The 21,619-nt window shown below is 72.7% G+C and carries 16 protein-coding genes and 1 pseudogene; 3 read left to right on the top strand and 14 right to left on the bottom strand.

All coding sequences use genetic code 11. The features are described from left to right. Positions 1-26 precede the first annotated feature (26 nt). Together M2165_RS11665 and M2165_RS11660 are read left to right on the top strand one after the other, a co-directional pair. Positions 27-479, top strand: coding sequence for a DUF4019 domain-containing protein (locus tag M2165_RS11665; protein ID WP_280814794.1), 453 nt, complete (start codon positions 27-29; stop codon positions 477-479). Between the two features lies 1 nt (position 480). After that, the gene (locus tag M2165_RS11660; RefSeq protein WP_280814793.1) at positions 481-957 is read left to right on the top strand and encodes an NUDIX hydrolase; all 477 of its coding nucleotides are present in this window, start codon (positions 481-483) and stop codon (positions 955-957) included. Positions 958-967: 10 nt separating this feature from the next. Here M2165_RS11660 and mnmA read toward each other — a convergent pair whose 3' ends face one another. The 10 genes from mnmA to M2165_RS11610 form a co-directional block, all read right to left on the bottom strand. Continuing rightward, positions 968-2,083, bottom strand: a complete 1,116-nt coding sequence (mnmA, locus tag M2165_RS11655; RefSeq protein WP_280814792.1) for a tRNA 2-thiouridine(34) synthase MnmA — start codon at positions 2,081-2,083, stop codon at positions 968-970. Between the two features lie 53 nt (positions 2,084-2,136). Further along, positions 2,137-3,123: an LLM class flavin-dependent oxidoreductase gene (locus M2165_RS11650; RefSeq protein ID WP_280814791.1), complete on the bottom strand. Its 987-nt coding sequence runs from the start codon at positions 3,121-3,123 to the stop codon at positions 2,137-2,139. 58 nt (positions 3,124-3,181) lie between these two features. Then, positions 3,182-5,743 carry a DUF5682 family protein gene (locus M2165_RS11645; RefSeq protein WP_280814790.1) on the bottom strand — a complete coding sequence of 854 codons (2,562 nt, stop codon included), beginning with the start codon at positions 5,741-5,743 and terminating at the stop codon, positions 3,182-3,184. Further along, complete coding sequence (locus M2165_RS11640; RefSeq protein WP_280814789.1) at positions 5,734-6,858, bottom strand: AAA family ATPase; 1,125 nt, start codon at positions 6,856-6,858, stop codon at positions 5,734-5,736. Before M2165_RS11640 ends, M2165_RS11645 begins: the two co-directional genes overlap by 10 nt. Then, positions 6,855-8,711 (bottom strand): VanW family protein, encoded by a 1,857-nt coding sequence (locus M2165_RS11635; protein WP_280814788.1) that lies wholly within the window; start codon positions 8,709-8,711, stop codon positions 6,855-6,857. The genes M2165_RS11640 and M2165_RS11635 overlap by 4 nt, the downstream gene beginning before the upstream one ends. After that, on the bottom strand, positions 8,708-9,313 hold the full coding sequence (locus M2165_RS11630) for a hypothetical protein (RefSeq protein WP_280814787.1): 606 nt from the start codon (positions 9,311-9,313) through the stop codon (positions 8,708-8,710). Before M2165_RS11630 ends, M2165_RS11635 begins: the two co-directional genes overlap by 4 nt. A gap of 115 nt (positions 9,314-9,428) precedes the next feature. Beyond that, positions 9,429-13,238, bottom strand: a complete 3,810-nt coding sequence (locus M2165_RS11625) for a DUF4132 domain-containing protein (protein ID WP_280814786.1) — start codon at positions 13,236-13,238, stop codon at positions 9,429-9,431. A gap of 59 nt (positions 13,239-13,297) precedes the next feature. Further along, complete coding sequence (locus tag M2165_RS11620) at positions 13,298-15,355, bottom strand: SWIM zinc finger domain-containing protein (protein ID WP_280814785.1); 2,058 nt, start codon at positions 15,353-15,355, stop codon at positions 13,298-13,300. Then, on the bottom strand, positions 15,355-16,482 hold the full coding sequence (locus M2165_RS11615; RefSeq protein WP_280814784.1) for a VWA domain-containing protein: 1,128 nt from the start codon (positions 16,480-16,482) through the stop codon (positions 15,355-15,357). Before M2165_RS11615 ends, M2165_RS11620 begins: the two co-directional genes overlap by 1 nt. A 142-nt stretch (positions 16,483-16,624) precedes the next feature. Further along, positions 16,625-17,005 carry a helicase SNF2 gene (locus tag M2165_RS11610; RefSeq protein ID WP_280814783.1) on the bottom strand — a complete coding sequence of 127 codons (381 nt, stop codon included), beginning with the start codon at positions 17,003-17,005 and terminating at the stop codon, positions 16,625-16,627. Positions 17,006-17,259: 254 nt separating this feature from the next. Between M2165_RS11610 and M2165_RS11605 the strand changes: the two genes are divergently transcribed. Further along, positions 17,260-17,703: a DUF6314 family protein gene (locus tag M2165_RS11605; protein ID WP_280814782.1), complete on the top strand. Its 444-nt coding sequence runs from the start codon at positions 17,260-17,262 to the stop codon at positions 17,701-17,703. 3 nt (positions 17,704-17,706) lie between these two features. Here M2165_RS11605 and M2165_RS11600 read toward each other — a convergent pair whose 3' ends face one another. The 4 genes and pseudogenes from M2165_RS11600 to M2165_RS11585 all read right to left on the bottom strand — a co-directional run bounded on the left by M2165_RS11600 (position 17,707) and on the right by M2165_RS11585 (position 21,575). After that, positions 17,707-18,285, bottom strand: coding sequence for a biotin transporter BioY (locus tag M2165_RS11600; protein WP_280814781.1), 579 nt, complete (start codon positions 18,283-18,285; stop codon positions 17,707-17,709). Positions 18,286-18,332: 47 nt separating this feature from the next. Next, positions 18,333-18,926 carry an energy-coupling factor transporter transmembrane protein EcfT gene (locus M2165_RS11595; RefSeq protein ID WP_280814780.1) on the bottom strand — a complete coding sequence of 198 codons (594 nt, stop codon included), beginning with the start codon at positions 18,924-18,926 and terminating at the stop codon, positions 18,333-18,335. Continuing rightward, positions 18,919-19,671, bottom strand: a complete 753-nt coding sequence (locus M2165_RS11590) for an ABC transporter ATP-binding protein (RefSeq protein ID WP_280814779.1) — start codon at positions 19,669-19,671, stop codon at positions 18,919-18,921. Before M2165_RS11590 ends, M2165_RS11595 begins: the two co-directional genes overlap by 8 nt. Positions 19,672-19,678: 7 nt before the next feature. After that, positions 19,679-21,575, bottom strand: a pseudogene (locus tag M2165_RS11585) (ATP-binding protein). Positions 21,576-21,619: the final 44 nt, after the last annotated feature.

The following is a 21,619-nucleotide window of genomic DNA, read 5'->3' as shown; positions in this document are numbered from 1 at the left end:
CGTGGCCCGACCAAGGAACGAAGCTGATGAACCCTTTGACCAGGCTGCTGTCGATCGCCGCCGTATTTTTCGCCGTCGCGGGCCCGGCGGCCGCGCAGGACGTGGAACCCAGCGACATGGTGCGCGGCGGCATGCAGGCGATCCAGATGATCGACCAGGGCAAGGCCGGTGAACTCTGGGACGGCGCCACGGCCGTCGCCCGCAAGCGCGTTTCGCGCAGCGATTTCGCCGCTTCCGTGACCCGCAACCGCGCCTCGCTCGGCACCCCCACCCAACGCACCTGGGTCGGCGTGAACCGGCAGGTGGTCACGGATCCCGATCCCGAGACGGCCGGCCAGTACGTCAGCGTCGAGTACGAGACCCGCTTCAGCAGCCAACCCGCCGGCATCCAGCGCGAACTCGTCAGCTTCCGCCTCGACAACGACCGCGTCTGGCGCTTCAGCGGCTATGTGCTGCGCCAACCGCCCGCGGCCAAGTGACGTGAACGGCGCGCGCTGGAAACCCAACGTCACCGTCGCCGCGGTGATCGAGCAGGACGGCCGCTTTCTGCTGGTCGAGGAACACACCGAAGCGGGCCTGCGGCTCAACACGCCGGCCGGGCACCTCGACCCCGGCGAATCGCCCGCCGAGGGCTGCGCGCGCGAGACGCTGGAGGAAACCGCGCATGCCTTCACGCCGACCGCGCTGATCGGCATCTACATGGCGCGCTCGCGGCATGCGCCCGACGGGGAAGACGTGACCTACATGCGCTTCGCGTTCGCCGGCACGCTGGGCGCGCGCGAAGCGGGCCGTGCGCTCGACGAAGGCATCGTGCGCACCGTGTGGATGAGCGCCGACGAGATCCGCGCCAGCGTGGCGCGCCATCGCAGCCCGCTGCTGCTGCAGTGCGTGGAAGACTACCTGGCCGGCCGGCGCCATCCGCTCGACCTGATCCACGTCGACGCCTCGGTGCGCTGACGGCGGTCCGTCAGACGATCACCCCGCCGCCGAGGCAGCGCTCGCCGTCGTAGAGCACCGCCGACTGGCCGGGCGTGACCGCCCATTGCGGCTGCGCGAAACGCAGGCTGAAGCCCGCTGCGTCGCCACCGGCCGCGAGTTCGCAGGCCGCATCGGCCTGCCGGTAGCGCGCCTTGGCGCCGTAGCCGCCCGGCGCGGGCGCCTCGCCGGCGACCCAGCTCGCGTCGCCGGCCGCGAGCGCGGTCGACAGCAGCCATGGATGGTCGTGGCCCTGCACCACCCAGAGCGTGTTCTTCTCGACGTCCTTGCGCGCGACGAACCATGGCGAATGGTCGCCCGCGCCGCGCTGCGCGCCCTTTTCCTTCACGCCGCCGATGCCCAGCCCCTGCCGCTGCCCCAGCGTGTAGAAGCTCAGGCCCTGGTGCTCGCCGAGCTTGCGGCCGCGGTCGTCCTTGATCGGGCCGGGCTCCTTCGAGATGTAGCGGTTGAGGAACTCGCGGAACGGCCGCTCGCCGATGAAGCAGATGCCGGTGGAGTCCTTCTTCTTCGCATTCGGCAGGCCGATCTCCTCGGCGATGCGGCGCACCTCGGTCTTGTGCAGCTCGCCCACGGGAAACATCGTCTTCGAGAGCTGGGCCTGATTCAGGCGGTGCAGGAAATAGCTCTGGTCCTTCGACGGATCGAGCCCCTTGAGCAGCTCGTGCCGGCCCGAGGCCGCATCGAAGCGCACGCGCGCATAGTGGCCGGTAGCGATCTTCTCGGCGCCCAGGCGCATCGCATGGTCGAGGAAGGCCTTGAACTTGATCTCGGCATTGCACAGCACGTCGGGGTTGGGCGTGCGCCCGGCCTTGTACTCGCGCAGGAACTCGGCGAACACGCGGTCCTTGTAGTCGGCCGCGAAGTTGACGTGCTCGATCTCGATGCCCAGCACGTCGGCCACGCTCGCGGCGTCGACGAAGTCGATGTTCGAGGAGCAGTACTCGCTGTCGTCGTCGTCTTCCCAGTTCTTCATGAAGATGCCGACGACCTCGTGCCCCTGCTGCTTGAGCAGGTGCGCCGTGACGGCGGAGTCCACCCCGCCGCTGAGTCCCACCACGATGCGTTGCTTTGCTTCTGCTGCTGCCATAAGCCCGCCATTGTCCCAGCCCCGGCCCGGGGCCGCGGGCGTGGGGGAAAGAATCAGCCCTGGCCGCGCAGCCCAGCCAGCAGCTCGTAGGAGCGCAGCCGCGCCGCATGGTCGAAGACCTGCGAGGTGATCATCAGCTCGTCGGCGCCGGTGCGCTCGACGAAGGCGCGCACGCCCGCGCGCACCGTCTCGGGCGCGCCCACGGCCGAGCACGAGAGCACCGAGTCGAGCAGCGCGTTCTCGGCAGGCCCCACCTTCTGCCGGTAGCCCTCGACCGGCGGCGGCAGGCGCCCCGGGCGCCCGCTGCGCAGGTTCACGAAGGCCTGCTGCCACGAAGAGGCGCGGAACTCGGCCTCCTCGTCGGTGTCGGCCACGAACACGTTGAAGCCCAGCATCACGTAGGGCTTCTGCAGCTGCGCCGAAGGCTTGAAGGTCTCGCGGTAGATCTGGATCGCCTGCATCATCTGCTGCGGCGCGAAGTGCGAGGCGAAGGCATAGGGCAGCCCGAGGTGCGCCGCGAGCTGCGCGCCGAAGGTGCTCGAGCCGAGGATCCACACCGGCACCTCGAGCCCCGCGCCCGGCACCGCGCGCACCGCCTGCTGCGGGTTCTTCGACATGAAGTCCATCAGCTCGACCACGTCCTGCGGGAACTGGTCGGCATCGGATTCGAGGTTGCGCCGCAGTGCGCGCGCGGTGCGCTGGTCGGAGCCCGGCGCACGGCCCAGGCCGAGGTCGATGCGCCCCGGGTACAGCGACTCCAGCGTGCCGAACTGCTCGGCGATCACCAGCGGCGAATGGTTCGGCAGCATCACGCCGCCGGCGCCGATGCGGATGGTCGAGGTGCCCGCCCCGATGTGCGCCAGCAGCACCGCCGTGGCCGCGCTCGCGATGCCCGGCATGCCGTGGTGCTCGGCGAGCCAGTAGCGCTGGTAGCCGAGCGCCTCGCCGTGCCGGGCCAGCGAGAGCGAGTTGCGGAACGACTGCGCGGCGTCGCTGCCTTCGGTGATCGGCGAGAGGTCGAGGATCGAGAACGGAATCATGGCGCCGATGATCGCGCGAACGCGCGACCCTTGCCGAAGCAGGCCAATCGGGGCTCTGCTAGGGCCCGCCGTCCAGCCACGCGCCCAGTCCGTCGCGGCGCAGGCACTCGGCGAGCGCGAGCTGCAGCAGCGCACCCTGCTGCAGGTCCTCTTCCGTGGTCTCGTAGTGCATCTGCTGCAGCGCCGCGACCGCGGCCTCGTCCGCGCCGTGGAGCGCGGCCACGCGGCCCGCGAGGTCGGCGGTCTCCTGCGGCTTGAGGCGCGTGAAGGCCTGGCGCAGGTCCGGCAGGTGCGCGACGAAGGCTTCGGCGTCCCAGCCCCGCACCAGGCCGTCGAGGCCTTCGAGCAGCGCCGGCAGGCGCAGCAGCAGCTCGGGCGCGGCGGCCATCACGCCGTTGAGAAAGCGCACCGCCTCGCGCGGCTCGGCGCCGGCGCCGAAGCGCTGCCGCACCACGGTGTCGAGGGCGTGCTCGTCCCAGTGGCCGTCGAGGTAGAGCAGCGCCGACGCCGCGCCCGCCACGCCGGGCGCGACCGGCGCGCCGGTCGCGAAGCGCTCGAACTGCGCGCGCAGCAGGCCGGGATCGACCGCCTCGCCGGCGCCGCCATCCTCGCCCTCGCCCTGCGCGATCTCGTGCTGCAGCGCATCGAGCAGCCGCCCGAGTTCGCGCAGCGAGAGCAGCTGCTTCACCGCGTCGGCCTCGGCGTCCTCGCCGCAGGGGCCGATGTCGGGCAGCAGGAACAGCGCCGCGGGCCAGACGCGCCCGAGCAGGTGGCGCAGTTGCGGATGCTGCTGCACGCCCAGCGGCTCGCGCGCACGCCAGAGCGTGACGAGCCGATGCCCGCAGTCGACCACCGAGCCCAGCGCCGCATCCTCGTCGAGATGGGTCGAGAGCATCGCGAGCAGCTGCGGCAGCCGCGGCTGAAGCCCGATCAGGCAGGCGCGCAGCAGCAGCGTGACCGCGGCGCTCGCGCTGCGTCCGCGGCCCTCGGCCGCGAGCGCGGCCTCCTCCTTGCGCAGCCTGGCCATGCACACCGCCTCCACGCTCGCGCCCTCGGCCGCGAGCTCGATGAGCCGCGCCTCCACCAGCGGCGACCATGCGGCGCGCCATTCCTCGAACAGCAGGTTGAGCCGGCTGTTGCCGATGAAGTCCGGCCCGGCGAGCCAGGCGGCCAGGCCGGCGTCGAGGTACGCCATCGCGTGGAAGAAGCGGCTGCGCTCGCGGTGCGAGGGCTTGCGGTAGAGGTCGAGCCGCGCCACGCGCGCGGTGCTGTCGTCGAGCCGCACGCCGGCGCGGCGCGCCAGGCGGCGCGCGTCCTCGATCAGCGGCGGCGAACCGGCCGAGGGCGGCACGTCGCCGATGCGCGTGCCGCTCAGGAACTGCCGCAGGTCGGCCGTGAAGCCGCGCGTGCCTTCGTCGATCGCGCCCTTGACGAAGCAGGAGCGGATCGCATCGAGCAGGTCCTGCCGGCCCGGGCCCGCGTTGCCGCGCAGCGCCGCGAGCCGCATGGCCTGCGCCGCGGCCGCCTGCACCAGCGCGGTCGAGACCGCGTCGGCATGGTCCTGCGCCCGCGTGCGGCGCGCGAAGCGCACGAGACTGTCGAGCGCCACGGCGGCGAACGGATCGGCATCGCCCGCGTCGAGGCGCTCCCAGACCTGCTGGTAGTAGCCGGGCGAGGGCATGCCCGCGGCATAGCCGTTGAGCGCATCGAGCCGCTCGAAGCTGTAGCGGATCAGCCAGGCCTCGGCGGCGCCGTCCTTGCTGCCGGCGGCCTTCGAAGGCTTGGCGTCGCGCCACCGCGCGAGCAGCTCGGGCGTGTGGAAGCCGCCGGTCACCACCACGATCGGGCCCTTCACCGCGTCGCGCCAGCGGCGGACGTGGGCCGCCATGTGGCGCTCGCGCGGCAGGCTCAGCTCGGCCTCGAGCACCTCGGGCTCGTAGTCGAGCCGGGCCATCGCGCACCAGCTGAACACGTCGCGGAAGAAGCTTCGCCAGTCGGCGAGCGCCGCGCTGCCGCGCAGCTCGAACAGCCGGTCCCAGAGCTCCTGGTGGTCGACGCAGCCGAGCTGCGCGGCCATGGCGTTCAGGTAGCGGCTGTGCGCGAAGTGGCGCTCTTCCATCAGGCTGCGCGCGGCATCGCGTGCATCGCCGGCGTCCTCGTCCCGCTCGTCGTCGTCGCGCTGCCAGGCCTTGTCGCGCCAGGGCAGGTCGATCAGCGCCACTTGCGCGCCGAGCGCCGCGCCCTCGCGCACCGCGATCCATTCGGGGCTGTAGTCGCAGAAGGGGAAGAAGGAGGAACGCGATTCGGTACGGGTCTTCTCGTCCGCGTCGGGGTCGTCCTGCGGCACCTGGCGCGTGCTGTGGCACAGCCATGCGACCGGTGCGCGCGTGCGCTCGTCGCCAAGCAGCGGCAGCAGCGCGCCCAGGTCGTCGGGCCCCTCGATCAGCACCGCCGCGGGCCGGAGTTCGCGCAGCAGGGCACGCAGCGCGAATGCGCAGGCGGGGCTGTGGTGCCGCACCGGCACGAAGAACACCTCGTCCTCGCCGAACAGCCGGCCGCGCGCGGCCTCGACGCCGGGCGGCAGGGACCGGACGCCGTCCTCGGTGCCTGCTACTGCCACAGCGCGCGCGCCGCGTCGTGGAAGTTCTTCCACTGCGCGTCGCGCTTGCCGCGCTCGCGCACCACGGTGTCGAAGTAGTGGCGCACGCGCCTGGCGTCGTCGCTGCTGTCCTTCTGCACCACCCCGTGCAGCTGGCCCGCGATCTCGCGCTCGGTGAGCCGGCCGCCGTTGAAATGCCGCGCCTGCAGCGCCGCGGCATAGGCCACGTTCACCGCCTCGGCGGTGGACATGACGGCATCGAGCCCCTTGATCGCTGTGCCGTCCTGCGTCTGCCCCGCGCGCAGCTCCTGGAAGGTGGTGACGAGCAGCGCCACCACGTCGCGCGGCACCTCGACGGGCGCCTCGCCGCCGCTCGCGAGTTCGCGCTGCAACTGCGACATCACGAGTTCGACCTCGAAGGCATGGTCGCGGATCGGCCGGACGGTCTCGAAGTTGAAGCGCCGCTTGAGTGCCGAGGACATCTCGTGCACGCCGCGGTCGCGCAGGTTGGCGGTGGCGATGATGTTGAAGCCGCGCTGCGCGTAGAGCCGCGCGTCGTCGCCGAGCTCGGGGATCATCAGCTGCTTGTCGCTCATGAGCGAGATCAGCACGTCCTGGATCTCGGGCGGACAGCGCGTGATCTCCTCGAAGCGCACCAGCTTGCCGGCGCGCATCGCCTGGTAGAGCGCCGAAGGCACGAGCGCGCGCTGGCTCGGCCCCTCGGCCAGCAGCAGCGCGTAGTTCCAGCTGTACTTGATGTGGTCCTCGGTGGTGCCGGCGGTGCCCTGCACCGTGAGGCCCGAGTCGCCGCTGATGGCCGCCGCGAGCAGTTCCGACAGCAGCGACTTGGCGGTGCCGGGCTCGCCCACCAGCATCAGCCCCTGGTGGCCCATGAGCGTGACGATCGCCCGGTCGACCAGCGGATCGTCGCCGTAGAACTTGCGGCTCACCTGCAGCTTCTCGTCGCCGAGGATGAAGCGCCGCACTGCGCGCGGCGAGAGCTTCCAGCCCGGCGGTCGCGCATCGCCGTCGGCGGCCTGCAGCCGCGCGAGTTCGTCGGCGAAGCGCGCCTCGGGCGCGAGGCGCACGGCCTGGCCGGCGGATGGGGAAGAGGGAATGGACGGTGAAGTGCTCATGAGGGTCGGATGGCTTCGGTGGCTGGCGCGCCGGCGATCGTAGCCCGCGGCGCGGACGGCAGCGCCTGCAGCAGCGCGGCGCGCAGGCCCGCCACGTCGCCCGGCGCGACCTCTTGGACGCCCGCGAGCCCCGAGAGGCCGCAGGCGGTCGAGGCCACGACCGGCACGCCCGCGGCGAGCGCACGCAGCAGCGCGCGCGGCGCATGCTCGACGTGGGCCGGCAGCACGGCCACCGCCGCGCCCTGCAGCAGCCGCTCGCCGCGCCAGTGCATGTGCTCGACCTGCGCCAGGCCCTGCCACAGCCTGGCGTCCTCTGGCGGGCTGCCGAGCACGCGCAGCCGGCAGCGCAGGCCCTGCAGCGCCGCGGCCAGTTCGCGCGCACCCTTGCGTGCGAGCGCGCTGGCGGCGAAGACGACCAGCGGCGGCTCGTCGCGAGCCGCGGGCGCGGCGGCGGCCTCGGGCCGATGCCATTCGAGCCGCTGCAGCGCCGCCTGCGGTGCCACGCGCGCCAGGTGGCGCAGCACCTCCGCATGCGGCGTGACGATCGCCTCCGCCCGCGCGAGCGCGAGCGCCTCGGCTTGCACCAGCGCGGCATCGGCGCGGAAGTCGCGCAGCGTCGGATCGGCGGGCCAGCGCCGCGCCGCCGCGTCGAGCCGCCGTTCGATCTCGGCCATCGGCAGCGCAGCGGCCAGCACGGTGAGCCGGCGGCCGTCGAGGGCGCCGATGCGCTGCAGGTGCGGCAGCAGCGCCTGGTCGACCACCAGGTGCGTGTGGTCCGGCGCCAGCCGCGCGGCCAGGGCGTGCGCGATCCAGCGCTGGCCGTCGATCAGGCTGGCCTGGCGGCGGCCGCCCGCATGGCGCGCCCAGAGCCGCTGCCAGAGTGCGCGGCGCACACGGGCCAGGCGCGGCGCCTGCACGGTCGATGCGGCCGCGTCGCGCGGCCCGCTGCCGCCCGGCGCAGAGCGCCAGAACGCGAGGCGCACGGGCGTGGCGAGCAAGCGGTCGGCGCGCGCATGGTGGGTCTCGAGGTAGCGCGCGAACTCGGGCGTGGAGGCCGTGTCGAGCAGCACGGCGGTGCGCCCGGCCTGCGCCGCGTCCGCCGGCGCGCGGTGGCGAAAGCAGTCCGTCTGCGCGCAGCTCAGGCAGCCGCGCGCCACCGGCGGCATCGGGTCCGCGGCGCCGTGCCGCCGCAGCGGCCGCGGTCGCTGCGGCTGCTGCGGCGGCAGGCGCCCGCGAATGCGCAGCACGAGCTCCGTGGAGCTCAGCGCCACTTCGAGGCGCCAGGCCTGCGGTGCGCGGATCTTCAGGTCGACGTAGTTCCAGAACACCGTCGCATCGACGGCGTCGCTCTCGGACGGCGCGGCCTGCTCGATGCGCGCGGTGTGCCCGTGGCGCTCCACGAGTTCGAAGCCGGCACGCGCCGCCACCGTGGCCAGTGCGTTCGACAGCTGGCACAGGCCGCCCGCGCGCGTCGGCACCACGCAGCCCCCGCGCAGCTCGCGGCCTTCGACGAAGCCGCGCGACGCGCTCGGCCGCCCGAGCTGGCGCCAGAAGCTCATCAGCTCGCCCGCCGGCACCTCGACCGCATCGAAGGCGCGGCGCGCCACGCGCAGGTTCTGCACCTTGCCGGCGACGAGAGGGAATTCATCCGCGCGCCCGTCGGACCAGAGCGGGCTGCGGTGCTGCGCGAGCACGGGTGCATCGGCCAGCGATGCCTGCGCGCCGGCGGGCCAGCGCCGCGCGGAGGGACCGAGCGCCTCGCGCAGCGCATGGGCGGTGGCCAGCAGCCGGGCGCGGAGCCAGAAATCGATCGCATCGATCCGGCGCGGCGGCTGCCAGGCCCGGGCGCTCACACCGAGGGGCCTCGCTTGCGCCACTGGCCGAGGTCGGCCTCGATGCGCTCGTTGATGTTGCCGCTCCAGTTGGCCTCGAAGCCGGCCGCGCGCAGCAGCTCGACGATGCGCCGGCCGACCGCGACGGTGTTGGCTTCGCGCTGCTCGATCTCGGGGATCATGCCGCCGCTGAACGCGAGGTAGAGCCGGCCGGTGCGCACCGCCGCGTCGAGGTCCTGCGAATGGTAGAAGCAGCAGCCGCGGATGCCCGATTCCATGCGGCCGGCGGCGCGCCATTGCTCGCGCACGTCGTCATGGCCGTCGGCGAGCGTGTTGCCCGCGCGGTGCAGGGCGATGATCTTCTCGCTGCGCAGCTGCGCGAACACCGCCTCGAGCCGGTCGTACTCGGTCTGCGCGGGCCATGCCGCCTCGGCCGCGCGCTTCGCGGCACAGGCCTGCGCCGCCTCGGCCTTGATCCACGCGCGGTCCTCGGCCGTGAGTTCGTCGGGATCGAGGTACTCGTCGGCGATCATCCACTCGACATCGGCGTCGGGATGGAAGCCGCACCACACGAGGTCGTGGATGCGCGCGCGCGTGTCTTCGGGGTCGAGAGTGAGGGCCATGCGTATAGCGTCGTCGCCTGAGCGGTGACGGATCATGCTTTCTTTTTTCGTGGCGGAAAGGCGCCTGCATTTTCGCGCGGACGCGGCGCCACGGCCCTGTAATGCGAAAGCATGACTACCAGGGCATCTTCTTTTCCCATCCCGCATCGAAGCCCGCGCAGGCCTCGGCCACCGCGAGATAGTCGGCGTAGGCCTCGGCCAGCAGCACCGGCGGCACCTTGGCGAGCGGCAGCGCGCGGTTGTCGTAGCCGCGCGCCTTCGTGTCCTCGAAGCTCAACGTCTTGAGCGCGGCGGGCACGTTCTCCTCGGGCAGCGTGTTGCCCGAGAACTCGATCGCCACGCGCACGCCGGCCGACGCGAAGTCCTTGGTGTACTGGTAGAAGAAGCCGCCGTCCTCGGCCTGCGCGCGCTGGTAGCCGAGCTTCGCGAAGCTGCCGCGCAGCGTGAAGCTGTCGCTGACCCAGCCGAGGCGGTCGCTGATCTCGGTCACGGCGCGGCCCTTGTCGTCGGTGAAGGCCACCGCCGGCGGCTGGCGCGTCATCTGCGCGAACAGCGGCGCGAGCTTGTAGTCCTTGAAGTGGCGGTTCCAGGCCGCGGCCGCGTCGGCATCGACCAGCGAGGCATGGCCGAGGCGCAGCAGGCTGTCGCCGGCCGGTTCGACCTCGTCGTCCTGCGTGTCGATCAGGCTGCCGTCCTCGGTCGGCCGGAAGCTGCGGCGCACCGCGCCCTCGGCATCGAGTTCGAGCCACACCAGCCGCTGGACCAGCCGGCCGGCGATGGGGTGCCGGTGCAGGTACTCGCGCCATTCGGCCTGCGGCCAGGTGCGGCCGGTGCACATGGCCTCGAACAGGCGCGCGGCCTGCATGTCGATGACCTGCTTGAGCTCCTTCCTGCTCGTGGCGAACTGCGCCTTGGCTTCCTTGATGAGCGCGGGATCGTCGTTCTGCCGCGGCTCGGGCAGCGCCTTCACGACCTTGCCCTCGGGGTTGCGCAGCTCGGGCTTCATCGCGGCGTCGAGCACCATGGTGAAGATGCGCTCGCCGTATGCGAGCTCGAGCCGGCCGCCGTCGTCCAGGCCGGCGGTGGGAATGGTGCGGTCGGCGAGCTGGTCCTGCGTCCAGCCGTTGCGGTCGGCGATCTGCTGCACCAGCTGGCGCGCCTTCTCCTGCACGGAGGCGGTGCGGTAGCGCCGCGAGACGCCGAGCAGCAGCTGGATCACCACCGGGTCGTTGCCCGCGGCCACGCCTTCGAGCATGGCCTCGATCTGCGCGCGGCGCTGGTAGTGGTCGCGCATGTACTGCTGCAGCAGCGCCACCACCTCGTGGCCCGGCGCATGGGCGGCGAGCGCGAGGATGCCCTTCTCGCCGATCGCGCTGCCGAGGTATTCGCCCATCTTCTCGCGCTTGCATTCCTCGAAGACCTGTTCCTGGGTCTTCTGGAAGTCGGTCTCGTAGTACTGCCTGTGCTCGGGCTTGGCGTTCTGGTAGCGCTGCTGGTTGCCCTGGTAGCGCTGCGGCGCCACCGCGTTGGCATGCGCGATGCCTTCGTCGAGCGAGGGATGGCGCGTGTCCTGCGCGATGAACTGGCGCAGCACCAGGCTGCCGAGCGCCTGCCGGCTCGCGGCGTCGAGCAGGCCGAGGTAGCGCGTGAGCAGCCCGTTGCCGCCGGGTTCCTTGAGCTTGCAGGCGAGCACCACCCACCAGCGCAGGATCTCGGGCTCGACCGCGCTGCCGTCCTGCCAGCGGCAGGCGGGCAGCGCATCGAGCGCGAACCATGCCAGCCCCGCCGGGGGCCTGGCCTTCAGGCCCTTCTTCGCCTCGGCCAGCAGGATCGCGGGCGCGAGCCGCGGCGAGATGTCGTCGCCGAGCGCCTCGAGCGCGGTGAGGTAGGCGGCGCGCACCGGCTCGCGGGTTTCCTTCTCGAGCGCCTGGGTGAGCGCGGGAAGCGCCTCGGCATGCTTCAGATCGACGAGCCAGTTGGCGGCCTCGATGCGCACCTCGCTCCTGGTCGAGGCGAGCGACTCCACCACGCGCCGGCCGATGTCGGGCAATCGCGCGAGCGCCTTCTGCGCCGCCGCGCGGTGGGTCTTGCCCTCGCCGAGCGCGAGCTCCATCACGCGCGGCAGCCAGCGCGCCTGCACGGTCGGAAAGACGGCGATCGTGCGCAGCGTTTCGCCGAGGTCGAGCGCGCTGCGCCGGCCCTCGCGCTTCGGCGGCGCCGCGAGGCCCAGGCCCTCGTCGATGTATTCCGGATGCTCGGCGAAGAAGGGCCAGACGCGGTCGGCCGGCAGCAGGTCGACGGCCGAGGGGCGGTTCCAGTACTGCACGAGCGCGCTGTACGCCACGTCGTCGATCGGCATGCCCGAGCGCTGCAGCAGCTCGGCGATCGCGCGCAGGTCGACCGCGCCCGCGGGCTGCCGGCCGAGCCACTTGTGGAAGCCGTCGTCGAACCAGAAGCTGTGCCAGTGGCGCGAGAGCGCGAGCCAGCGCAGCAGGTGCGTGATGCCGAACGCCGGATGCGCATGGAGCCGCCCGCCGTAGGCGACGGTCTGCTGCAGCTCGCCGCTGCGCACGCGGTTGTGGTCGTGCTTGCTGCCCTCGCCGTTGAGCACGCGCAGCGCGATGCGCATGTCGTCGTCGCCGAGCTTCCGGTGGCGCGCATAACTCTGCTGGCGCCAGTTGTACTTGTGCTTGCCGGTCTTGTTCTCCTCGATCTCGGCTTCGGCCTCGAGCCGGTATTTCTCGAGCAGTTCGACGCGGTTCGCGATCAGCAGCTGCAGCACCTCGTCGCCGAGCGCCACGTCCTCGAAGGCCTGCCAGGCCGGCGGCTCGGGCAGTTCGAGCGCACCTGCGTCGCCGGCCGCATCGAGCCGCGAAAGCGCCGCGCGGATCGCCTGCTGCACCGCCTTGCTCGTCTCCGATTCGAGCGCCCCGGCCAGCAGCGCGCGTGCCGCATCGCCGGGCAGCCGCGCGATCAGTTCCGCGGCCTGGGTGCGCTGGGTGCCGTCGCCCTGCCGGAGCGACTGCGCGAGCAGTTCGAGGCGGCGCGCCTCCTCGATGCCCTCCAGGTGCGGCGCGGCCTCGGCGCGCACCGTCTTGCCGCCGTCGAGCGCGAGTCGCACGAACAGCGGCGCGAAGTCGTTCTGCAGCGCGCGGTCGGTGCCGAGCCGCTTCGCGAGCAGCACGCGGCCCGCGGCCGAGAGCTGCGCGGGCAGGGCTTCGGCCGCCGCGGGCCGCTCGCGCATGTACGCGCCCACGGCCTCGGCCTTGAGCACGCCGTCGAGGCGGTCGTGGTACCAGCTGTCGAGGTTCTTGCGTTCGAACACGAGCTGCAGCGCGAGGTCGGGGTCGAGCCCCTCGTGCGCGAGCAGCGCCGCGAACAGCCGCACCGTCCACGCGGGACGCTCCCTGGCCAGGTCGATCTCCTTGCCGTGGCCCTGGTTGAAGCTCGCGTACACCGCGTCGTTGACGAGGTACTGCAGCCAGTCCGGCATGGGCGCACCGGGGTGCTCGAGCGACTGGCCGCCATCGGCCGCCGCGAGCAGCTTGCCGAGCCGCACCAGCACGTCGAGCGGCGGCGCCTTGGCGTCGATGCTGGCGTAGAACTGCGCACGCGCCTTGAGGCTCGCCTCGCCGGTCTTCTGCAGCGGCTTGTTCTGGTAGTTGCTGAAGGCCCAGCGCAGCCGGCCCGGGTTGCCGAGCAGCTGGCCCGGCTCGAAGGCCTGGGCGCCCTGCAGGTCGAGCAGCACCGTCTCCTGCGTGCCTTCGATGACGAAGGCGGCGGCCTTCTCGGGCAGTTCCTTGCCCGCCTTCTCGAAGCCCTCGAACGCCTGCCGCAGAAACTGCGCCTGCTCGCGCGTGAGTCCGCTCGCGGCGGTGCCTGCATGGCCGGTGACGGCCCCCAAGATCCTGTCCAGAAAACCCATGCTTCTCTCTCCTGAAAGCGAGCGGCGATTGTGTCAGCGCAGCGTGACGTTCTTCACGCTCATGCGGCCTGCGGTGTGCGGCGCTCCGGCAGGCCGTCGAGCTCGGCGAGCAGCTCGCACAGATAGCCCAGCCGCAGCAGCGCACCGGGCGCGGGGGCCGCGAGGTGCGCGCGCAGTGCCTGCGCGAGCGCATCGAGGCCGACCGAGGCGGCGCGGTCCAGCGCCTCCTGCAGGCGCTGCCGCTGCGGCAGCGTGAGCGCCATGCGGCCGGTGGCGGCCTGGGCCTCGGCCACGTCGGCCACGGGACCGAGCAGCCGCGCGAGCAGCGAGGGCGCGGCCGCCGGCGGCGCCTGGCGCTGCTGCTGGCGCGCCTCGAACAGCCGCAGGATGCGGTTCGCGAGCGAGGTGGCGGCGCGCGGCTCGTCGGCGAAGTCGAGCGACACCACCTGCAGCCGCCCGCCGGCGCCGCTGCCGAGCACGGCGACCGGCATCAGCTCGGTGCGCGCGGCCGAGCGCTCGATGCGCACCAGCACCGCATGCACCGGCGCGCGCCGCGCGGCGAAGCGGTCGAGGTTCTCGATGCGCTGGCGGTGTTCGGGCCCCACGGGAATGCCGAGCCGCAGCCACTGGCCGTCGCCGTCCTGCAGCCACCAGTCGAGCCGCTGCCGCACCTCGTCGAGCACCGGCGCGCGCGTGTCGGCGGGCCGCAGCAGCACCGCGTCAAAGGTTTCGGCGGCCAGGCCGGTGGCGTCGCGCAGGCGCTCGCCCAACTCGGCCCAGCGGCCGCAGCCGAGCCGCGCGAGCCGCGCATCGCCGGCCGCCCACATCGGCAGCGGCTGCGCGCGCGTGGCACCCGCGAGCGCGAGGCGGCCGTCGTCGGCGAGCCGCGGCCCGTCGAGCCGCAGGGCGCCGGCGCAGACCTGCTGGGCCGTGCCGACGCCGGGCCAGAGCGAATGCGCGGTCCAGGCGCCCTGGCGCGTGAAGCTCGCGTCGCTGCCGTCGGGCCGGGCGAGCGTGGCCTGCAGCAGGCGCTCGCCCGCCACGTCCCAGAACGCGAGCGTGAGGCCGCGCGCGCCGCCGCGGGTCTGCCACCAGTGGGCGCCGAGCGGCAGCAGTTCGAGCGCGGCCGATGCGTCGAAGTCGCGCCGCAGGCGGCCGCGCAGGGCCGCGGCCAGTTCACCCTGCGCCGTGCCCAGTGCCGCGCACAGGGCGTGGATGCGGGCCATCTGCGCGAAGGCATCGCGCTCTTCCGCGCGGTGGTCGCGCCGCACCAGCAGGTCGACCGTGCCGCCGAGGTTGCGCAGCAGCGCCGCGAGCCGCGGCAGGCCTTCGCCGCGCGCCGACATGTTGAGCGCGAGCAGCCGCGCCGAGGTCAGCTCGCTGACGTGCGAGAGACCGCCCGACAGCAGCTCGTCGAGCATCGATTCGACCTGGCGCAGGAACGCGCGCTCGCGCTCGCCGAGGCGCGCGCCGTCTTCCGGCACCGGCGCGGGACGCGCGGCCTCGGGCCAGTCGAGCGGCCGGCCCTGCGCACGCCGCAGCGCGGCGATGGCCATGAGATGCACCGCCTTGCGCTCCGCGGCCGCCACCTCGGACACCATGCCCGCAAAGCCCGCGCCCGCCACCCAGCGGCAGGCCGCGCCGAGCTCGGGCAGTTCCATCACCAGCGCCGCGCCCTGCAGCCGCCACTCGATCGCGTCGGTGGAAGCGGCCGCCGCGCGGCGCACCGCGGCCACGCCCGCGGCCTTGAAGAGCGCCGCCGCGTCGAGCGCGAGGATCTCGGCCAGCGGGTCGGGCGCCGCGGCGGCCGGCGCCGGGTCCGCCTCCGCGGTCCCGGCCGCTGCCGCGGGCGGCAGCGCACGCAGCCACAGCGCCGCGCCGAGGATGTGCTTGCAGATGCCGGGCGCGGGACAGTCGCAGCGCGCCTGCTGCGGCCCGCGCGCATCGAGCTGCACGCGCTGGCCGTCGGCCGCGATCACGCCGCCGTCGGCGCCCTGCTCGGCCCATGCGAGCTTGCCGGCTTCCACGTCCTTGGCCGCGCGGCGCAGCAGGCCGGGGTTCGCGAGCGCGGCGAGCGTGTCGTCGTCGTAGGCACGGTAGCCGTCGTGCCAGGCCATCAGTTCATGACCTCGGCGAGCCAGTGCGCGAAATGCGTGGGCGTGAGCGCCGCCACGTGCATGCCGTGGTTCGCGAGCCGCTGCGCCATCTGGCGGTCGTAGACGGGGTTGGCCGACTCGTCGAGCGCGGCCAGCCCGAGCAGCGTGACGCGCGCCTGTGCCATGCGCTGCACCGCGGCCACGAGCGGCCCGGGCGCGGCGCCTTCCATGAAGTCGCTGATGAGCGCGAACACCGTGCGCTGCGGATTGCCGACCAGCGACTCGCAGTACGCGACCGCGCGGCCGATGTCGGTGCCGCCGCCGAGCTGCACCGTCAGCAGCACCTCGACCGGGTCGTGCGCGAGGTGCGTGAGGTCGACCACGCTGGTGTCGAACACCACCAGCTTCACGCGCACCGCGGGCAGCGAACTCATGATGCCGGCGATGACCGCGCTGTAGATCACCGAATCCATCATCGAGCCGCTCTGGTCCACGCACAGCACCACGTCCCAGGGCAGGTTGCGCTTCACGCGCGCGTTGAAGCGCGGGCGCTCGATCACCAGCTGGCCGCGCGAGACGTCGTAGTGCCGCAGGTTGGCCGCGATGGTGGCGCGCGCGTCGAAGTTCTGCGCGCTGCGGATGTGGGAACGCCGCATGCGGTTGCGCCGGCCGACGAGCGCGTTGACGAAATCGTTCCGGAGCTTGCGCGTGATCTCGTCCACCGTCTTCTGGATCACCTCGCGCACCGCGTCGCGCATCTGGCCCGAGAGCCGCCCGCGCATGCCGAGCAGCGCCTTGGCGAGCCCGGGCGTGGCGTCGAGCGAGCGCAGCACCGCCGGATCGGCGAGCAGTTCGGTGAGCTGGTAGCGGTCGATGGCCTGCGTCTGCATGCGCTCGAACACCTCCTGCGGAAACAGCTTGCGCGAGCGGTTGAGCCAGTCCACCGCGCGCAGCTGGCTCGGATCGAGCGAGCCGGGGCCGCCGGCCGGCCTGGCGAGGCCGCGGCCTTCGTATTCGCGGCCGTAGAGGTATTCGAGCGCCTGGTCGAGCTTCCAGTCGTTCGGCGAGAACGGCGTCTGCGCGAGCGGCTGCGCTGCATAGCGGCCGAGGATCAGGCGCCAGCGGCGCAGGGTTTCTTCGGACGACATGCGCGATGCGTGGGCGAGGACAGGTGGAAGGACCGGGTCGACGGGCGAGGCGCGGGCAGCTTATCAGACGGCTGCGCAGGCAACGAAAAAGGCCGGCCCCGCTTTCGCAGGGCCGGCCTTCGGGGCCGGAGCGTGCCGACGATTACAGCGGCAGCGCGTCGCCGCGGGCGGCTGCGCGGGCAGCGGCACGGACCGTGGCGCGGTCCACCGTGCTCGCGACCAGGGGCTGCACGCCGGCCGAGGCGCCTTCGGCATACGGGTCGGCGCTGCGTGCGGCGGCCACGGCTTCGGCGCGGACGGCGTCGCGGCTGGTGGCCGAGACGAAGGCGCGGGCCGGGCCGGCATTGGCACCGGTGGCGTACGGGTTGGCGCTGTGCGCGGCCACCACGGCTTCGCTGGCGACATCGGCGCGGCTTGCGGCCGAGGTCAGCGAATGCACGCCTTCATAGGTTTCGGCGTGGGCGGCACCGGCAACGGCCATGAGGGCAACGGCAACGGCGGAGAGGAGCTTCGAGGCGGTCATTTTGGTTTCCTTCAATTCAAGTTCAGTTTCATTGGATGATTCGAACCGGTCTTGGGTGGGTCACTGCCTCTTCGGGGGCAGCCACCTCGCTCGGGGGCCTTGTTCATCCGGATCGGCCTGGGGGCCGGTCCGTGAGATGAATTGTGCGCCGCAATCTAAGTAAAAACCCTCATCGAAAGGAACCGCGGCGTTCACGGAAAGGAAACAATCCGGGCGAAGGGCGCGGGTCATCGGGCCCGGCGTAGAGTGCGCGCATGGAATCCGCCGCGCCCACACCGGACCAGGTCTTCGACCACCTCGAAGGCCGGTGGCGGCTCGACCGCACGATTCCGGGCCAGGCCACGATGCGCGGCGAGGCCGAATTCCGCCGCCTGCCGGACGGCCGGCTCGCGTACCGCGAGCAAGGGCGGGTCGAGCTTGCCAACGGCCAGGCCTTCGACGGGCACCGCGACTACGTGTTCGCGCACAGCGACGGCGGGTTCTCGGTGTACTTCGCCGAGGCGCCGCCGCGGCTCTTCCACCGCATCGCGCTCGCGCGCGAGGGCGACGCGCTCGAAGGATCGGCCGGGCATCTCTGCGCGGCCGACCAGTACCACAGCCGCTACCGCTTCCTGGCCGACGGCAGGTTCGTGGTCGAGCACCGCGTGAGCGGACCGCGCAAGGACTATCTCTCGCGCACCGTCTTCACGCGCGGTTGATCCTCAATCCCTGTCGAGCCGCCAGTGCGGCAGGCCGCGCATCACCGTCTGCACGAGCAGCGCGCACAGGCCGCACTTGACGAGGTCGCCCGGAATGAACACCAGCACCGCCAGCGCCGCCTGCGAGAGCGACATGTGGGCCACCAGCGAGAGGCCCATGATGCCGAAGGCATAGACCACGCCGATGCCGCCGACGAAAGCCGCGAGGAAGGCCGCCGCGAACAGGCCCTTGCCGGTGGCGCCGGCGAAGGCGCGCATCACGAGGCCCGCGGCGAAGGCGCCGAACATCCAGCCGAAGAGGAAGCCCGAGGCCGGCGCCACGAACACCGCCAGTCCGCCGCGCCCGCCCGGCAGCAGCGGCAGGCCGAGCGCGACCGCGAGCAGGAACAGCGCAATGGCCAGGAAGCCGCGCCGCGGCCCGAGCAGGCAGCCCGCGAGCATGACGCCGAGCGACTGCAGCGTGATCGGCACGCCGAAGGGCAGGTCGACCTTCGGGATCAGGCCGAACACCGCCATCAGCGCGGCGAAGAGCGCGATGTACGACAGCGATCGGGACGAGGCGGCGGAAGCGGGATGGGTCATGGCGTAAGCCCGGGTGAAGGGTGGAAGGAAGGAACGGCAGGCGTTTCTCAGCGGCCGAGCCGCGCGGCCAGCGCATCGGCCACGCGCTCGGCGGTCTGCAGCGTGCGGATGGTCAGCGGCGCGAGCAGCCGCAGGCCGCCGCCCTGCCCCGTGCGTGCGCGGTGGGCGTCGTCGAGACGCTGCCACTGCACGTAGAAATTCTCGGCGAAGCGCAGCATCAGGCCGATGCCGAGCGCGATCCGCTCGGTCGGCACGCCGAGATGCCGCAGGGGCCGCATCAGCGCTTCGAGCACGGCCAGCAGATCCTCGAAGCGCGTGGTCAGCGTCAGCATCAGCGCGAGCACCGCGGCGCTCGCGAGCCGCAGGGCGCTGGCCACGCCGAGCGGCACCGTGCCGAGGAAGGCATGGAAGCCGACGATCAGTGCCCCCGCCACCGCGATGCCGGCGAGCATGCGCAGGCGGCGCCAGGCCACCGGCCCGAGCGATGCGAACAGCAGCAGCACCGCGGCACATGCGGCGGCCAGGTGAAGCGGCCGCTGCACCAGCACCAGCAGGGTGCCGCAGGCCGAGAGCGCCGCGAGCTTGGACCATGCGGGCAGCGCATGCATCCAGGTCGCCCGCGCTGCATAGAGGCTACGCACCGGCAGCGCTCCGCTCGGCCTGCGCGCGCCGGCGCACGTCGTCGGCATAGGCCCGGCACACCTCGGGGCCCGGGCCGTCGGCGCGCACCCGGCCCTGGTCGAGCCACAGCACGCGCTCGAAGCCTTGCACGTGGTCGAGCAGGTGCGTGGAAACGATGACCTGCTGGTCGGTGGCGTCGATCTGCGCCGCGAGCCGCGCCTGGCTCGGCAGGTCGAGGCTGGCGTAGGGCTCGTCGAGCAGCAGCGTGGCGGGCCGGCCGATCTGCAGCGCCAGCAGGCACACCTGCTGCCGCTGGCCCTGGCTCAGTTCGCCCACGGCGCGCCCGGCCCAGGCCGCGAGCCCGCGCCGCTCGAGGAAGGCATGCGCCTGCGCGCGCGCCGCCTGCCGCGTCTCGCCGCGCGCGCTCAGGCTGAAGGCGAGTTCCTCGGCCACGGTGGGGAAGATGATCTGGTCGTCGGGGTTCTGGAACAGCAGCCCCACCTCGCGCGCGAGCTGCCGGCGGTCGGCCCGGGTGTCGCAGCCATGCACCACCACGCGGCCCTGCTGCGGCGCATCGAGGCCGCCGAGCAGGCGGAACAGGCTGCTCTTGCCGGCGCCGTTGTCGCCGACGAGGCCGATGCGCGGCTCGTCGAGCGCGAGCGTGAGCCCGTGGAAGACGCGCTGGTCGCCGCGGACCAGCGTGACCGCCTCGAGGCGGATGCGGTGCGGCGCGGGGGACGGAACGGACGGGATCGGCTGCGGCAAAGGGGTGTCAATGTACCGCAACCGACGCCGCCGCCGCGGGCGCGCCGCCGTCGCGCTGCAGCGGCAGCCAGAGCGTGAACACCGTGCCCCCGGGCCCCGAGCGCCACGACACGCTGCCGCCGACCGCCTGCGCCCGCCGCATCTGGTTGCGCATGCCACGCCCGCGCGCGCCCGCGAGCGTCTGCTCGACGTCGAAGCCCTGGCCGTTGTCCTCGACCGTCACGCGCACGCCCGCGGCATCGGCGGCGGTGCCGAGGCGGACCTCGGTGGCGCGCGTGTGGCGCAGCACGTTGCCGATCGCCTCCTGGATCACGCGCAGGATGTGCAGCGCGCTCGTCGGATCGAGCCAGACGAGCGCCGGAAGCTCCTGCACGTTCCATTGCAGCGCCACGCCCGAGCTTTCGAGCCGCGGCCCGAGCCGGTAGCGCAGCGTCGCGAGCAGCAGCAGCAGGTCGTCCTCGAGCGGCTCCATGGAATCGATGGTCAGCTTCAGGTCGTCGAGGCAGCTGCGCAGCAGCTCGGAGACCTGCGGCGCGCTCATGCCGCCGCCCTCCATCGAGCGGATCGCGCTGATCAGCGAGGAGCCCAGCCCGTCGTGCATGTCCTGCATCAGCCGCTGGCGCTCCTCGCCGATGGTCTGCTGCCGCTCGGCCTCGCGCAGCCGCTGGTGGCTGAGCTCGAGCTCGGCCTCGCGCGCGTGCAGGCGCTCGGCGAGCCCGGCGCTGACGCGCTCGACCTCGTCGATGGCGTTGACGTAGCGGCGGTACATGAGCACGCCGAAGACGCTGAAGGTGACGGCGTTGGTGTAGGCGCCCATGTACCAGCCCTCGGGACTCGAGAAGTTGTTCTGCAACAGCCAGTCGGAGGCGCCGAGCAGCACGCACAGCGCGATGCCGACCGCCACCAGCCGGCCTTCGTTGGAGCGCCGCCACGCGCTGATGCCGCCCACCAGCGCGACCGCCGCGGCCATCGCACCGGCCGTGAAATAGATCAGCGGCGTGACCTGCGGCGTGTTGCGCAGGACCGCGAGGCCCGGCAGCGTGAGCACGCTGATCAGCGCGGTCACCACCACCACCGCGGCCGTGAGCCAGCGCAGCGGCCGGCCGTGCAGCTGGCGCAGCGCGAAGTGCACCACCGCCACGAGCCAGAACAGCGAGTTGACCGTGAGCCAGGCGAACCAGTCGTTCGCGATCGGCACCGCGACGTAGAAATGCAGCCCGCGCAGGAAGGAAGTGATCGCGAGGTTGAAGAACAGCAGGTAGATGGTCTCGTGGCGGCGCCCTGAACCACACGAACAGCGCGAACATGCCCACCGCCATGAAGGCCGCGTTGAGCATGGCCGGCAGGTCCTGCTGCAGCCACAGCCGCTTCTGGTAGCGCCCTTCCAGCGCCTCGACCGGCCCCGCCCAGACCGAGGAGACCGCCACCTGCGTGCGTCGCGTGTGCTCCAGGCGCAGGAGGATCTCGTCGATCGGCGCGGCGCCCGGCGTGCGGTCCAGCACCACCCACAGCGGCGTGCGCGTGCTGTTCCAGAGCGGCCCGCGCTCCTGCGCGCGGTACACCAGCCTTCCGTTGGCATAGATCGCCACGGTGCCGTCGGTCTTGATGCGCCGCGCGAAGAGCGCGATCGATCCTTCGGCCGCGGGCAGGCCGCGCAGCGAGAGGCGCAGCCACGAGACGCGGGTCGCGTCGGGCGGCGGCGCCTCGCTCGCCTGCCGCAGCAGCCCGATGCGCGGCGCGAACGGCAGCTCGACCGGCTGCCATGCGCCCGGCAGCGCCTTGCTGTCGACCGAGAAAGGCGGCTCGTGGAAACCGGGCGCCTCGACGAGCAGCCATTCCGCGCGGACGATGCGCAGCGCCGACGGTTCGTGCGCCGAAGGCTGGGCCCAGAAGTAGCCGACCATGACCACCAGCAAGGCCAGCGAGGCGACCAGCACCGCATGGGTCC

Origin of the sequence: Variovorax sp. TBS-050B, from assembly GCF_029893635.1 — a bacterium.
Lineage (GTDB): Bacteria > Pseudomonadota > Gammaproteobacteria > Burkholderiales > Burkholderiaceae_C > Variovorax.
The sequence above is the reverse complement of the archived record's forward strand: the minus strand, read 5'-3'. Positions and strand labels throughout refer to the sequence as shown.

Coding starts and splice junctions, on each gene's coding strand:
- M2165_RS11630 (WP_280814787.1), bottom strand. CDS start 9,313: ATGGCCCTCACTCTCGACCCCGAAGACACGCGCGCGCGCATCCACGAC.
- M2165_RS11605 (WP_280814782.1), top strand. CDS start 17,260: ATGGAATCCGCCGCGCCCACACCGGACCAGGTCTTCGACCACCTCGAA.
- M2165_RS11610 (WP_280814783.1), bottom strand. CDS start 17,005: ATGACCGCCTCGAAGCTCCTCTCCGCCGTTGCCGTTGCCCTCATGGCC.
- M2165_RS11600 (WP_280814781.1), bottom strand. CDS start 18,285: ATGACCCATCCCGCTTCCGCCGCCTCGTCCCGATCGCTGTCGTACATC.
- mnmA (WP_280814792.1), bottom strand. CDS start 2,083: ATGGCAGCAGCAGAAGCAAAGCAACGCATCGTGGTGGGACTCAGCGGC.
- M2165_RS11625 (WP_280814786.1), bottom strand. CDS start 13,238: ATGGGTTTTCTGGACAGGATCTTGGGGGCCGTCACCGGCCATGCAGGC.
- M2165_RS11650 (WP_280814791.1), bottom strand. CDS start 3,123: ATGATTCCGTTCTCGATCCTCGACCTCTCGCCGATCACCGAAGGCAGC.
- M2165_RS11665 (WP_280814794.1), top strand. CDS start 27: ATGAACCCTTTGACCAGGCTGCTGTCGATCGCCGCCGTATTTTTCGCC.
- M2165_RS11640 (WP_280814789.1), bottom strand. CDS start 6,858: ATGAGCACTTCACCGTCCATTCCCTCTTCCCCATCCGCCGGCCAGGCC.
- M2165_RS11620 (WP_280814785.1), bottom strand. CDS start 15,355: ATGGCCTGGCACGACGGCTACCGTGCCTACGACGACGACACGCTCGCC.
- M2165_RS11615 (WP_280814784.1), bottom strand. CDS start 16,482: ATGTCGTCCGAAGAAACCCTGCGCCGCTGGCGCCTGATCCTCGGCCGC.